Annotated in this window: 8 protein-coding genes; 6 read left to right on the forward strand and 2 right to left on the reverse strand. The window is 37.6% G+C overall.

From position 1 onward, the window contains the following. Nucleotides 1-3: 3 nt before the first annotated feature. From ACFQ13_RS03270 to ACFQ13_RS03280, 3 genes are all read left to right on the forward strand, one after another. On the forward strand, nt 4-393 hold the full coding sequence (locus ACFQ13_RS03270) for an acyl-CoA thioesterase (protein ID WP_386113968.1): 390 nt from the start codon (nt 4-6) through the stop codon (nt 391-393). An 83-nt stretch (nt 394-476) separates the two neighbouring features. After that, nucleotides 477-1,241 (forward strand): hypothetical protein, encoded by a 765-nt coding sequence (locus ACFQ13_RS03275; protein WP_386113971.1) that lies wholly within the window; start codon nt 477-479, stop codon nt 1,239-1,241. 206 nt (nt 1,242-1,447) lie between these two features. Further along, complete coding sequence (locus ACFQ13_RS03280) at nt 1,448-3,016, forward strand: hypothetical protein (RefSeq protein ID WP_386113973.1); 1,569 nt, start codon at nt 1,448-1,450, stop codon at nt 3,014-3,016. A gap of 105 nt (nt 3,017-3,121) precedes the next feature. Here the strand turns inward: ACFQ13_RS03280 and glyA are convergent, their stop codons facing one another. Further along, nucleotides 3,122-4,396 (reverse strand): serine hydroxymethyltransferase, encoded by a 1,275-nt coding sequence (gene glyA, locus ACFQ13_RS03285; protein WP_114310419.1) that lies wholly within the window; start codon nt 4,394-4,396, stop codon nt 3,122-3,124. Nucleotides 4,397-4,505: 109 nt separating this feature from the next. Between glyA and fahA the strand changes: the two genes are divergently transcribed. Further along, entirely contained in the window at nt 4,506-5,798 is a 1,293-nt protein-coding gene (gene fahA, locus ACFQ13_RS03290; RefSeq protein ID WP_386113976.1) for a fumarylacetoacetase, read from the forward strand. A 206-nt stretch (nt 5,799-6,004) separates the two neighbouring features. Here the strand turns inward: fahA and ACFQ13_RS03295 are convergent, their stop codons facing one another. After that, nucleotides 6,005-7,693, reverse strand: a complete 1,689-nt coding sequence (locus tag ACFQ13_RS03295) for an RluA family pseudouridine synthase (RefSeq protein ID WP_386113979.1) — start codon at nt 7,691-7,693, stop codon at nt 6,005-6,007. Nucleotides 7,694-7,905: 212 nt separating this feature from the next. On the opposite strand from ACFQ13_RS03295, the gene ACFQ13_RS03300 reads away from it, so the two are divergent. Further along, the gene (locus tag ACFQ13_RS03300) at nt 7,906-9,081 is read left to right on the forward strand and encodes a hypothetical protein (RefSeq protein ID WP_386113982.1); all 1,176 of its coding nucleotides are present in this window, start codon (nt 7,906-7,908) and stop codon (nt 9,079-9,081) included. A gap of 507 nt (nt 9,082-9,588) precedes the next feature. Further along, complete coding sequence (locus ACFQ13_RS03305; RefSeq protein ID WP_386113984.1) at nt 9,589-14,574, forward strand: LamG-like jellyroll fold domain-containing protein; 4,986 nt, start codon at nt 9,589-9,591, stop codon at nt 14,572-14,574. The last annotated feature ends 27 nt before the right edge of the window (nt 14,575-14,601 follow it).

Genomic DNA, 14,601 nt, shown 5'->3' on the forward strand with positions numbered 1-14,601 from the left:
TCCGTGCAAGTATTTCAAAAAACCATTACCGTTTGTGAGGACGATATTGACGATCTCAATCACGTTAACAATGTGCGTTATGTGCAATGGGTACAAGATATTGCCAAAGAACATTGGCTCACCTATGCCCCTAAAACAATAACAGACACCTACTCTTGGTTTTTAGTCAACCATTTTATTGAATATAAAAATCAAGCTTTACTTGGTGATGTTTTAATCTTAAAAACCTTTGTTCCGGTGGTAGAAGGCGTATCTACAACACGGCATGTAGAAATTATCAATGCCAAAACGGACCAAATCGTAGTCGCTTCTAAAGCCAAGTGGTGCCTCATTGATAATAAAACATTACGGCCAACACGTATTATCCCAGAAATTTCAGAATTATTTAATTAACAATTCTTTAGGTTAAAGTTTAACTAATAAGCGCAACATTTAGGGCTTAAACCCTTTTCTTTAACGCATCAATCCATCCTATTATGCGTAACATTACGGTTAGCCTTTTATTCTGTCTCCTTCCTTTTATTCACTTCTCTCAAACCTTAAACGGTAAAGTCTACGACACCAAAAGTGTACTAAAAAATATAAAGGTGATTAATAAAACGCAAAACCGAATGACCATTACCAATGCTGATGGTGATTTTAAAATTGAAGCTAAAGTTCAAGATAGTATTATTTTTCAGTCCCTTTTCTATCATCAAAAAACCGTAGTTTTAAAACCCTCTCACTTTGGAAGTATGGCCGTCTTTGAGCTGAAAGAAATTCTTAATGAACTCGATGAAGTAGAAGTAAAAGCAGAACCCGAACAGCCTGTCTTTTCCGAAGAAACCTACAATATTGAGCTTAAAAATATAATTCAAGAAGATATTAAAAATCATCCTGAAAAATATGCGCCTTTAGGTAATAATCAAGGTGTAGATTTTGTATACCTCGCTAAAAAACTCTACAACCTAATAAAATCTAAAAAACCAAAGACTGAAAAGCCCACAGTCATTACTTACAAGAATTTCACCTCCCTTATTGAAACAAGCTCATTTTTTAATCTGGAGTTATTAACCCAAAGCCTTAAAATCCCTGAAGCCTATAATTATCTCTTTTTAGATTATTGCGCCTCTAAACAACTCAGTTCAGAATTGCTCAAAGAAGAAAATAAAATGCAATTATTAGAAGCATTGGTTGTAAACAGTCAATTATTCTTAATTCTTTTAGAAGAGTACGGCGAAGAAAGCTTAAAACAAGAGTAAGCGCTTTCTAGTGGTTCTCAAAAGGTAGACTTTTTAGCATTTCCCTTTATAAGGACAAATGCCAACCTTAGAAACCACGAACCTTATAACCATAAATACACGGCCTCCCCCACGCCTTTATGCTAGGGTCTTGTAATTTATAGGCCACAATACTAAAATCTAATTTCAAAAGTTATATTTTTAAGCCTTAATTATATTTCTCTTTTATGAAGCGATTGCTATCCTTTATGTTTTGTTTTGGAATTTTAATCTTTTGGAGTTCTTGTCGTAACGATTTTGAATTCTCACCGAGTCAAGGGCAATTAGAATTTGCCAAAGACACCATCTATTTAGATACGGTGTTTTCTAATATTGGGTCGAGCACGTACAACCTTAAAGTTTATAACCGTAGCGACGAGGATATTGTAATCCCTACCATTCAATTTGAAAACGGAACTGACTCACGATACCGAATGAATGTCGATGGCGAAACCGGTTTAGAAGGTGCCCAAGAAGGAAAATTCTTTGAAGACGTAGAACTATTGGCCAACGATAGCCTTTATATTTTTATTGAAACTACTATAGATATCACTACTCTTGGAGCTTTAGAGAATCAGTTTTTATACACCGATAGAATTCTTTTTGACGCGGGGAATCATCAGCAAGATATTGATGTGGTAACTTTAGTTAAGGATGCTGTTTTTATCTATCCAAGTAAAGACGAAATTACAGGAACTATAGAAACCTTAAGTTTTGATATTGATGGCGATGGCGTTATTGATGATACGACTACTCAAGGTCGATTTTTAACGGATGAAGAATTAACTTTCACCAACGAAAAACCTTATGTTATCTATGGTTATGCTGGTGTTAATCCCGGAAAAACTCTTACCATGGAAGCCGGAGCACGGGTTCATTTTCATGCCGATTCTGGAATTATCATAACCGATGGAGCCTCGCTACACATTGATGGTGCGCTTAGTAGTAATCCTGACCTCTTAGAAAACGAAGTTATTATTGAAGGGGATCGTTTAGAACCTTTATACGAGGATATTCCCGGACAATGGGGTACTATTTGGCTCTATAACGGAAGTACAAATAACCGTATTAATCATGCCACAATTAAGAATGCTACGGTTGGACTCTTAGTGGAAGGGAATCCGAATGCAACTACAGACAAATTAACGATTACCAATTCTCAAATCTACAACACTAGCAGCTTTGGTATCTTAGGAAGAGCCACCTCCATTAGCGCTGAAAATGTAGTCCTTAATAACTCCGGACAATCTTCTTTTGCGGGAACTTATGGTGGAAAATACAATTTTACACATTGTACCATTGCCAATTACTGGAACAGCAGCTTTAGAGAATACCCTGCCCTACTTTTAAACGATTATATTGTTGATGAAAATAATACGGTTTATGTGAATGACTTAACCGAAGCCAATTTTAACAACTGTATTATATATGGTAATGATAATCCTGAATTTTTATTAGAGCAACAAGGCGACGTCTTTCAATTTAAATTTTCAAATTCTCTTCTCCGTTTTAATAACTTGAATCTTTCAGGTAATGGAATTTACGATTTTGAAGACAGCACCTTCTATGCGAACAATGTTTTTAATGAAGATCCCGATTTTGAAGCGCCTTATGATAATAAGCTACGTATTGGTGCCGATTCAGAAGCTATAGGTATTGGTAGTTCTGAATTTACCGTTGCTACAGATTTACTTGGCAATCCACGTTCAGGCGCTATAGACGCTGGTGCTTACATCCATACCACTTTTGACGAGTAGCTAGAATAGTAACAACGCTAACAAATAAAAAAGCCTTTCAAAATAAATTGAAAGGCTTTTTCTATATTAAGACTCCTGTATATTAAAAATCTACAGGACTAGATTTTAAGCATTAAATAAAGCACGTCCGCTCATTAATTCATTTACTTTCTTAGCCACACCTTCTAAAACGGTATCGTTATCATGGTTAGCAAGAACTTCATCAATTAAATCTACAACGTAAGGCATATCGCTTTCTTTTAAACCTCTTGTTGTTACCGCTGCAGTACCAATTCTAATACCAGAAGTTACAAATGGAGATTCCGTATCAAACGGTACCATATTCTTGTTCACAGTAATATCTGCTTTTACTAAAGCGTTTTCAGCATCTTTACCTGTAATATTTTTATTTCTAAGGTCAATCAACATCATATGGTTATCCGTACCTCCAGAGATTAAGTTATAATCTTTAGCCACAAAAGCTTTAGCCATAGCGTTAGCATTGTGCTTCACCTGTAACATATAATGCATAAAATCGTCAGTAAGCGCTTCACCAAAAGCAATCGCTTTAGCAGCAATAATATGCTCTAAAGGTCCACCTTGATTTCCTGGAAAAACACCAGAATCTAATAAGCTAGACATTTTACGTAGATTTCCATTTTTTAGAGTAATTCCGAAAGGATTATCAATATTTTCTCCCATCATAATCATTCCCCCTCTTGGTCCACGTAAGGTTTTATGAGTTGTAGTCGTTACAACATGACAGTGCGGCATTGGATCATTTAAAATTCCTTTTGCAATTAATCCGGCTGGGTGAGAGATATCAGCTAATAATACAGCTCCTACACTATCAGCAACTTCTCTAAACTTAGCGAAATCAATATCACGAGAATAGGCTGAAGCACCAGCAATAATTAATTTTGGCTTTTCTTTTTGAGCTTGATCCGCAAGCATATCGTAATCAATATACCCCGTATCTTTCTTTACCCCGTAGAAGGTTGGCTTATATAATTTACCTGAAAAATTTACTGAAGATCCGTGTGTTAAATGACCACCATGAGATAAATCGAAACCTAAAATTGTATCTCCAGGTTTTAAACATGCGTGGTATACTGCAGTGTTTGCCTGACTCCCAGAGTGTGGTTGTACATTGGCATAAGCAGCACCAAATAAGGTCTTGGCACGCTCTATAGCAATATTCTCTACCTCATCGACAACCTCACAGCCCCCGTAGTAACGTTTACCAGGATACCCCTCAGCATACTTATTAGTTAATACAGATCCTGCAGCTTCCATAACCTGGTCGCTTACAAAATTCTCTGAAGCTATTAATTCTATACCATCAATTTGGCGTTCCTTTTCAGCTTGAATGAGTTCAAATATTTGTTCGTCGCGTTGCATAAATAAAGTGTTTGTTAAATCAATACAAAAATAGTGAATACATTAGTTTAAATATCAAAAATTATGTAGGTTTGACTGAATTTAATGAACAATTAATCAACAATAATATATGCCATTATCCGCAAACAATCCAGATCGTACCTCATGGTTACATGTTGGTAAAAACTCAGATTTCCCGATTCAGAACATTCCTTTTGGGGTTTTTCTTACTAGAGATGACATCATTACCATAGGAACTAGAATTGGAGATACGGCTATTGATCTTGGAGCTTTACACCAATTAGGTTATTTTGAAGGCATACCGCTTACCGATGATATTTTTCTTCAAGATACCTTAAATGATTTCATTGCTGATGGAAGAAAAACATGGCGTCTGGTAAGAAATAGAATCGCTGAGATTTTTGATGCTGAAAACGACACCTTAAAAAATAACATTCCACATAAAGAAACTATTTTATTCCGTTTAGACGAAATAGAAATGCAACTGCCTATACAAGTCGGTGATTATACAGATTTTTACGCAAGTAAAGAGCATGCAACCAATGTGGGGACCATGTTTAGAGATCCTGATAATGCTTTAATGCCAAACTGGGTACATATGCCTGTTGGCTACCACGGCCGTAGTTCTTCTATTATCCCTTCAGGAATTCCAGTACATAGACCTCAAGGTCAAACCCTACCTCCAGATGCTGATGCTCCTGTTTTTGGACCGTCAAAACTTGTAGATTTTGAACTTGAAATGGCGTTTATCACCACCGATGCTAATGATTTAGGAGAACCAATTCCTATTGAAGAAGCTGAAGAATACATCTTCGGATTGGTTTTATTCAATGACTGGTCAGCTAGAGATATTCAAAAATGGGAGTACGTTCCATTAGGTCCCTTTTTAGGAAAAAGTTTCGCCTCATCAATGTCGCCATGGATTGTAACTTTAGACGCTTTAGAGCCTTTTAGAACTGAAAGTCCAAAACAAAATCCTAAGCCTTTAGAGTATTTAAGAAGTAAAGGAAAGAAAAGTTTCGATATTAATTTAGAAGTTGCTATTCAGCCAAAAGGTGCTAAAGAAACTATTGTGAGCAAATCAAATTTCAAATATATGTATTGGAATATGGCTCAGCAATTAGCACACCATACTGTAAACGGATGTCCGGTAAACTCAGGAGATGTTATGGGAAGTGGAACCATCTCTGGTCCTACTCCAGACTCTTATGGATCTATGTTAGAATTAAGCTGGAAAGGAACCAAACCTTTAACTATGAAAGATGGTACCGAACGAAAGTTTATCAATGACTACGACTCTGTAATTATGAGAGGGCATTGTGAAAACGATGGTACACGTATTGGATTTGGAACGGTAAAAACACAGTTACTTCCAATATTTAATCCGAAGAAAAAGAAATAAATTTTAGACTTATACCATTATAAAAAGAAGATTAGAGTACCGTACTTTAATCTTCTTTTTTGTTTTATAACGTTATATACACCTCAAGAAGTAGACAATTGACATTAATTAACGTATAACTTTCAACGTCATTGCTAACATAAATACTGAGGCCTTTGTTTCATAAATAGACTTTTGCCTTAAAATAGCTCAATAACAAACATCTTCTAAAAATCGGGGGCGCAACTAAAGTGCATCCACGCTTTGGTTATGGGATGTTCAAAACTTAAGGTTTCAGCATGAAGATGCAAGCGGTTAGAAGGCTGTCCGTATAAATCATCCCCGACTATCGGGGTATTTAACCCTTTTACATGGGCGGCATGCACCCGAAGTTGATGGGTACGTCCGGAAACGGGATAAAAATAAATTCTGGTTTTATGGTCTTTAACGTTTATCACCTCATAGTTTGTGGTTGCTAATTTGCCATGCTCATAGCACACCAACTGACGGGGTCTGTTGTTTAAATCTACCCGAAGTGGCAAATCAATCGTTCCTTTTGTAGACGACAATACACCATCTAACACCGCCACGTAACGTTTTTTAATTTTTCGGTTAATAAATTGGCGCTGAAGATGCTTATGTGCCCTTTCCGTCTTGGCCACAAGTAACAGCCCTGAGGTAGACATATCTAACCGGTGAAGCAATAAGGCACCTGTAGCCTCAGGCAAATACTCTTGCATCCTTGTAAGCACAGAATCTTTTATGGTTTTTCCGGGAACGGATAAGAATTCATGAGGCTTGTTTACCAGAAGTATAGCGTCATCTTCATATATAATCTCTAAAGTGCCATCAAAGCGTCCGGCAGAGGCAATAGGATTAGGTTCTACATTTAAGCCCTTCATCATATGCCCTAAAATAGGTTCGCAACGACTCCGGCATGACGGATAGAATTGCCCATGACGTCGCACTTCGCTATTAGGCGCTACACCCCACCAAAATTCAGCCATTGCTAAAGGTTGTAATTGATTCTGATATGCAAACTGAAATAACTTTGGTGCTGCACATTCTCCCGCAGCCACAGGAGGATACCCTAAATCCGTCTGTTGAAAAATAGATAATAAATCGTCCGTCTCCTTATCAGCATTTAAAAACCGATATTCTTGATGAATCTGTTTCTGCAATTGGCCTGATAAGGCTTTACGTTCTTGCTTTAATTTTTCAATAGGCTCTAAAAGACAGTCTAACTGTTCTTGTGCTTGTTCCAACTCAGAATCGCAGTCTAATTTTAAATATTTAAGATCTAAATTACTTTGGATACTCTGTTGTTTTAATTCTTCAAACAATAAAGACTTCTCCGTTTCAGATAAATTTTGAGCCTCATGTGTTCTCCGTTGTTGACGCAACTTTTTATTTACCTTGGCTTGGTGTTTAAACTCTGTAATTTTCTGAACTTGGTTTTCCTGCGCCGCTATAAGGCTACGTTTAGCCGCTTCTAAATCGGGATGCTGCTCTAATTCCGAAATCTTCTCCGTTAATTGGTTTAAGTAAGCCTCTCCTTCTTTATAAAATCCTTTTGGATCTAAAGTGTCGTAGACTGGCGGTACAAAACCCGAGATATGATTGCTTTCCGCTAATTTCCCCGAAAACGCACTGATATAGCCTAATTGTCCTTCAACATTTAACACCAGCATAACCCCAAACATCTTTCCTATTTGTAAACCTTTAAGAGCCGGATCTAATCCAAAATTATGTTCAAAATCCTGTTGAGAACTCAAATACGCCTTAACCTCATCAGCAGCTTCCACACAATAAGGATGTGGAACATATAAGAATGGATAGGTAAATTCTTGAGGTAAATTTACAGCGTCTTTCAACTTTAAAGGGTGAAAATAATTGTCTTCCGGTTTAAACATCATTAATTCGTATTACCGTGCAAAGAAACGAAATAATATAGGGCTATAAGGCCTAACCGTAAAAATCATCGCTTCAAAATAGGGCGTTTAATATCCTATAAAACATTTTAATAAAATGATCGCTTTACCCATCTAAATTCACGGAACTCATATATTTTATTTATTTTGGCATCATAATTGGATTCGCTAAATCACGAACCTAAACCCACAAGATTATGAAAAAACTTTTACTCTTATCTATTCTTTTTTTAGCACTTGGATCTTGTAGCGCTAAAAAACAAATTAAAAGCGCTATTAGCGATGGAAATTTTGACCAAGCCATAGATGATGCGTTAGAAAAATTAGAAACGAATAAAGACAAAAAAAGCAAACAAGAATACATTGCTTTGTTAGAAGAAGCGTTTTATAAAGCGCTTGAAGAAGATCTAGAAACCATAAAACATTTAAAGAAAGACGGAAATCCGGAGCAATACAAAACCATCTATAGCCTCTATTCTAATTTAGACGCAAGGCAAACGGCGATTAAAAGAGTTTTGCCCTTACAAATTGACGGCCAAACTATAGAGTTTAAGTTTAAGGATTATAGTAGTGATTTAGTTTCTTACCGTTATAAAACTTCTAATTATTTGAAGAGTCAAGGACTTAGCCTATTAGATTCTAATGATAAATATAATGCACGGGAAGCCTATGAGATCTTTAATTATATAGAACAGATTAATCCTAATTTTGAGAATACGAGAAGTCTAATGACTGAAGCGCACCAAAAAGGAATGGATTATGTACATGTCTCTATTCAGAATCAAACCCAGCAGATTATTCCGGGACGTTTAGAGTCTGAGCTCTTAGATTTTAATACCTATGGCTTAGATCAGTTTTGGACCACCTACCATTCGTTTCAAGAGCGCGATTTGAATTACGATTACGCCATGGAGCTGCAATTAAAGCAAATTTCAATTTCCCCAGAACGTATGAGCGAACGTCAGATTATTAGAGAACGAGACATTGTTGATGGTTGGGAATACGAATTAGATCGTGCTGGAAATGTAAAAAAAGACAGTCTTGGTAATGATATTAAAATTGATAAAATTGTAACCGTAACGGCTAGGTTTTATGAAGTTTCACAAACCAAATCAGCACAAGTTGTAGCCAATGTGGTTTATTCAGACTTAAAACAGAACAAAGTCCTTGATGCTTTTCCTATTGCTAGCGAATTTATATTCGAAAATGTATTCGGAAGATACCAAGGCGACAGTCGTGCCCTAAACGCCGATGATCGCACCATACTAAATCAAAGAGAACTGCAGTTTCCGTCTGATGAAGATATGGTATATGATACAGGTGAAGATTTAAAGCGGCAATTAAAACGTATTATAACGTCCTATACGATGTGAAACTAATTTAATTTTAATAGCACGCTCATATAAATCTATATGAGCGTTTTTTTTACCCTTTTCTGTAATATTTAGCTTTTTTTCTTGCTTTTCAGCATTTAAAATCACTAAAAATCAGAGTCATAACACTATAATAAATGCAATTTTATACTGTTTTTTTCTGTTTTTTTCAAAAAAAATTACAACCCATTAAGAAGGGGTATTCTCTACCCTATTAATAGCGCGTATCCCTTGATTTTACTCAGGTTTTAACACAACGAAATTTTAACATTCCCAACATCAAAACCCACAAAAAATAGTATTTCAACGATGTATTTTACATTTTATCGATGATTTTTGTTTGATTTTAACATTTAACGTCTTATATTGGGATACCCTTATAACTAATTTGAATAGTCCTTTTTTATAAATTTTTTTTAAGGAAATCAGATTGTAACGTTGTTAGAAATTACCCCTTCCCCACAACACGTTTAAGTCTCTTTTTCTTAAGGTATAATTATATAAAACATGAAAATTCATTTCGTAAAAGTTTTAAGCCTTTGTTTTTTCTCACTATTCCTTACAAAGACTTTTTCTCAAAATGTAGACTCAAGTACACCTGGTACTTACAGCAGTACCGTTCCACTTGACGCCGTTTCTGCCACCGTAGAAATATGGGGCGCAGGTGGCTCTGGTGGAGGCTCCAAAAAAACAGGTCGCGGCGGTGGCGGTGGCGGAGGTGGCGCCTATGCTACGCAAACTTTTACAGTCACAGCAGGCGAAACGATAACCTATGAAATCGGTGCTGGAGGTGCTATCGCTGATAATTCCGGACCTGGTAATACCGGAGGCGCATCTACACTAAACCATAGCATTAGCGGAACATCGATAACCGCAGGTGGCGGTGAAGGAGGAGACCAAAGTAATAGCTTTAACAACGATGGAGGTGCTGGAGGAACTGCAACTGGAGGTGCTACCAACATACCAGGGTCCCCCGGTGGTTCTAACGGAATTGGAATAGGTGGACAAGGTGGAGATTCTGGAAATACGATTAACACTGGCGGTAACGGTGGCATTCTTACAGACGGAAGCCCCGGTCATATTCCCGGCGGCGGCGGCGGTGGTGCTTTTCATTCAGGTCTTGGATTAGGAAACTCAAGCTTTAAAGATGGCGGGGCAGGAGCCAACGGTAAGGTTATCATTACATACGAGATTATTCTCCGTCCAGTGATTAATAATTTCTCTCCATCTGCCGTATGTGTTGGCGAAACAGTAACATTAACGGGTCGGAATTTTACCAATGCCACCTCCGTTAAATTTAATGGCACTGAAGCCCTTTCTTTTTCCGTTAATAGCGATACTGAAATTACAGCCGTGACACCTAATACCTCAACAGGATTAATAACGGTAACCACCCCAATAGGTACTACAAATAGCGCTAATCCAATTTCAATATATGCCACACCAGAAATAAGCATCAGCGCAAACTACTGTCCGTTAGACCTTCCAAGTACACCACAAAACGAAAGCAATATGGTGCAGTTAACCGCTACAGCGAATCAAAATATTTCAAGTTGGCTATGGAGCACAGGCGAGACAAGTTCAACAATATACATTAGTCAATCTGGAGCTTACAACATCACTGCAACAACAAGTCATGGATGTACCAATAGCACCTTATATAACATGTCTCAAGATCTTATAATTAATGGAGATTTTAACTTAGGTAACGCTCATTTTGTTTCAGACTACCTTTATATTGAAGACCAAAACAACACGAATAACGAATTACAAAATGACCAAGACAACCGCGGTTACTCTATAACCCAAAACGGTCAAAATGTACATAACAGTTTTTGGGGTTATGATCATACAGGAGATAGTCAGGGTTATTTTATGGCCGTTAATGGTAAAGGCACTTCACTAATTGTGTGGGCTCAAAATGATGTAACTGTAGAACCGAACACAGAATATTACTTTTCGGCTTGGGCTATGAGCTTAAATAGCCATGGACCCTATGCGCAACTTACATTTAATATTAACGGTACTAATATTGGAACCTCCCCTGTCCTAGATCCGCATCCCAACAATAATAATTTAAACGCCGATAATTGGACCCAGTTTTACGGTACTTATACTACAGGACCTTCGGAGACTGTAGTCGATATTGAAATTCGTAATTTACAATCAGCTTTAGCAGGAAATGATTTTGGTTTAGATGATATTTCTTTTATGTCAAAATTACCCTTTTTTCATCTCACCTCAGCACCAGAGACACAACACCAGACCCTTTGTGAAAACACGCCAATTGAAACGCTCTCAGTCTATGTTGGTGATGGACTTAGCGACCCAACAGTAACAGGTCTTCCTTCAGGATTAAGTACTAATTATAATGGCACAACATTTACAATAAGTGGTACACCTACAGAAACAGGAGTCTTTAATTATACCATAACTTCAAACTTAAGTTGTGGTCAAAAAACATTATCAGGAACCCTAAATATTAACCCGATCCCTACGGTAACCTTAAGCACAGCCTCCCCTATTATATGTGCTTCAGAAGACGCTATAAATTTAGAAGCAATTTTAGGTGGTACTGCCACAAGTGGAACATGGAGTATTTCGGGAACTCCATTAGCGACCACAGTTACTGGAAATAGTGCCACGGCAACCTACCTCATTAGTTCTAGCGGAACTAAGACTTTTACATTTACAAGCACCCCCCCTAACGGACCATGTAATGCGGTTACCGAAACATTAGATGTTGAAATTATACCTTATAATGTGGCCCATGCTGGTCCTGACCAAACTGCATTAAGTTGTGAGAATACCACAATTACATTAGCAGCAAACAATGAGGTCTCAGGCTTTTGGTCTGCCACACCTCAAACCGGATATTTCTCCGATCCTACTTCCCCAAACTCTCAATTTACTGGTGAAAGCGGCACCACGTATCAGTTAACATGGAATGCTATTAATACTGCTTCCGTATGTGAAAACGATACAGACAGCTTAACCTTTACAATTCCTAACTGTGGAAGTAATTTAATTTTCGCTGGAAATGAAGAGTATATCGATTTTGGAGATCATTATAACCTACCTCAAAACTTTAGTATTGAACTCTGGCTAAAGCCTAACACGCAAAGTAATTCCAAACAAACCATTTTATCTAAACGTCACGCAGAACAACTCAATACGGGTTACGATTTAAGCCTTACCAATGGTACAATTTCCTTTAACGCTAATAACAATACAAGCATCTCCGTAGGAAATATTAGTACAGCCCGTTGGTACCACATTGCCATTACTTACAACGGCAGCTATACCATGTATGTTGATGGTATAGAAAAAGCAACACTATCAGGCGCTGCCCCATTACTTAACGATTACGATATGCTTATCGGAGCAATGGCCCGTGAAGACAACATGCCCACCCATCATTTAGATGCATGGCTAGATGAAATCCGTATATGGAATACTGCGCTATCTACAGAGCAAATTAGAATTATGATGAATCAAGAAATTGAAAATAACAATAGTGTTATTGGAAGTATTACAGGTCCTGAAGTGACAACCGGTTTATCATGGAATAATTTAGTAGGCTATTACAAGATGAATCAAGGAACGACGGATATTACAAATGGCTTTCTAAACGCTAATACGGGAGCGTCTGGACAATTAAATAATATGAGCGCTTTACAATCTGCTAAAGCTCCACTCCCCTATGTTACCGAAACCAATGGGAGTTGGGATGTGGCGAACACTTGGCAAGGTGGTACACATCTTATGGCGCCTAATACCAACGATGTGTATTGGAATATTGTAAAAACGACTCACAATGTTACAATAGATAGACCTATGGAACTCTTGGGGTTAATTGTAGACACTAATCATACGTTAACGGTTTCTAACAACCAACCTCTCGTGGTTCGTAAATATTTAAAAATCGACGGTACTTTAGATTTGGTTGGTGAGTCGCAATTGATACAGCACGAAGGCAGTATTGTAGACACTAATGGAACAGGAATCTTAGAACGAGATCAACAAGGCACAACTAATAAATTTAATTACAACTATTGGGGAAGCCCGGTTAGCAATGCCGAGGGAACCTACCAACTGAGCAGCATTCTGTTTGATGGCAACACCCCGGTAAATTGGACCCCTAATTACAACGGAAGTCCTTCTCCATTAACCATAAGTTCGCGATGGTTATATGTTTTTAATGATGCTGAATCCGACTATTCCAACTGGTCTTCTATTTCTCAAAACACCGCAGTAGCTATTGGATTGGGCTACACCATGAAAGGCAGTGGCTCTAGTGAAGATTTTCAGAATTACACCTTTAAAGGGCAACCAAACAACGGAGAAATTAATATTTCTATGGGAGGAGGATTTAATTATACCTTATTAGGAAACCCTTATCCATCGGCCCTAGATGCAGATCAATTTATAGCCGATAACGAAAACGTTTTGGATGACGGAACAATTACCTTTTGGGAACAAGCACCGAGCAATAATTCGCATATGTTGGCGGACTATGAAGGGCGCTATTCGTATTACAACTATACAGGAGGTGCTCCAGCGGTCACCGCACCATCCGAAATTTACGGCGCTGGAAATGCGAGTAAAATCCCAGAACGCTATATCCCAATAGGACAAGGGTTCTTTGTCTCAGGGAATGCAAATGGAGGCTTAATTACATTCAACAACAATCAGCGTTGTTTTAAAACAGAAGCTTCAGGAGCCTCGTTGTTCTTCCGACCTTCAAATGGAACGCTTAATACAGAAGACCTAAACCAAACAAATACTGAAGAAAGCGTTATACGACGTATTTATTTCAATTTTACCACGCCAGAAGGTGCCGTAAGACAGCTTTTACTCGGATTTACATCAGACAATGCGGCTACAGACAGTGTAGACTATGGTTATGACGCCTTAAATGCAGACACCTTCCCTAGTGACTTATCTTTCAATATTGAAGGAGAACGCTATATTATTCAAGGTGTGGGCGAATTTGAAGCCTCTAAAGTGTATCCTTTAGATATGATTTTAGGGCTCTCGGGGAATGTAGAAATAAGTCTTCACACTCTTGAAAATTTTGAAACTCCTATTGATGTCTATATTTACGATGCGCTATTAGAAACTTATACAAGATTCAATACTGTTAGTTACCAACAATATTTGGAAGCAGGCACCTATACGGACCGATTCTATTTAGCTTTTCAAGATCAGGAAACTTTAGGGATTTCAGACGCGACTTTTAACGCCGTTACAGTTCGGTATTTAAATCAATCTAAAGCGATTTTTGTACAAGCTCCGTTAGAGGATAGCATTAAAACGATTCAACTTGTTAATATTGCCGGCCAAACCGTCGCAAGTTGGACAAACCCAACTTCAAATAGTCTTAACCAAGTACGGATTCCTGTAAAGCATATTGCTCAAGGCACTTACATTCTTAAGGTAGAAACAAAAAACAAGACTACTCATAAAAAGATTATAGTGACAACCCATTAAAGCTATAGCAACTTCAATGAACAGCCC

The sequence above is a fragment of the Winogradskyella rapida genome, from assembly GCF_042675845.1.
GTDB lineage: Bacteria > Bacteroidota > Bacteroidia > Flavobacteriales > Flavobacteriaceae > Winogradskyella > Winogradskyella rapida.

Bases quoted from the DNA above. Each gene is read 5' to 3' on its own strand.
- ACFQ13_RS03275 (WP_386113971.1), top strand. From the start codon at position 477: ATGCGTAACATTACGGTTAGCCTTTTATTCTGTCTCCTTCCTTTTATT.
- ACFQ13_RS03280 (WP_386113973.1), top strand. From the start codon at position 1,448: ATGAAGCGATTGCTATCCTTTATGTTTTGTTTTGGAATTTTAATCTTT.
- glyA (WP_114310419.1), bottom strand. From the start codon at position 4,396: ATGCAACGCGACGAACAAATATTTGAACTCATTCAAGCTGAAAAGGAA.
- fahA (WP_386113976.1), top strand. From the start codon at position 4,506: ATGCCATTATCCGCAAACAATCCAGATCGTACCTCATGGTTACATGTT.
- ACFQ13_RS03295 (WP_386113979.1), bottom strand. From the start codon at position 7,693: ATGATGTTTAAACCGGAAGACAATTATTTTCACCCTTTAAAGTTGAAA.
- ACFQ13_RS03300 (WP_386113982.1), top strand. From the start codon at position 7,906: ATGAAAAAACTTTTACTCTTATCTATTCTTTTTTTAGCACTTGGATCT.
- ACFQ13_RS03305 (WP_386113984.1), top strand. From the start codon at position 9,589: ATGAAAATTCATTTCGTAAAAGTTTTAAGCCTTTGTTTTTTCTCACTA.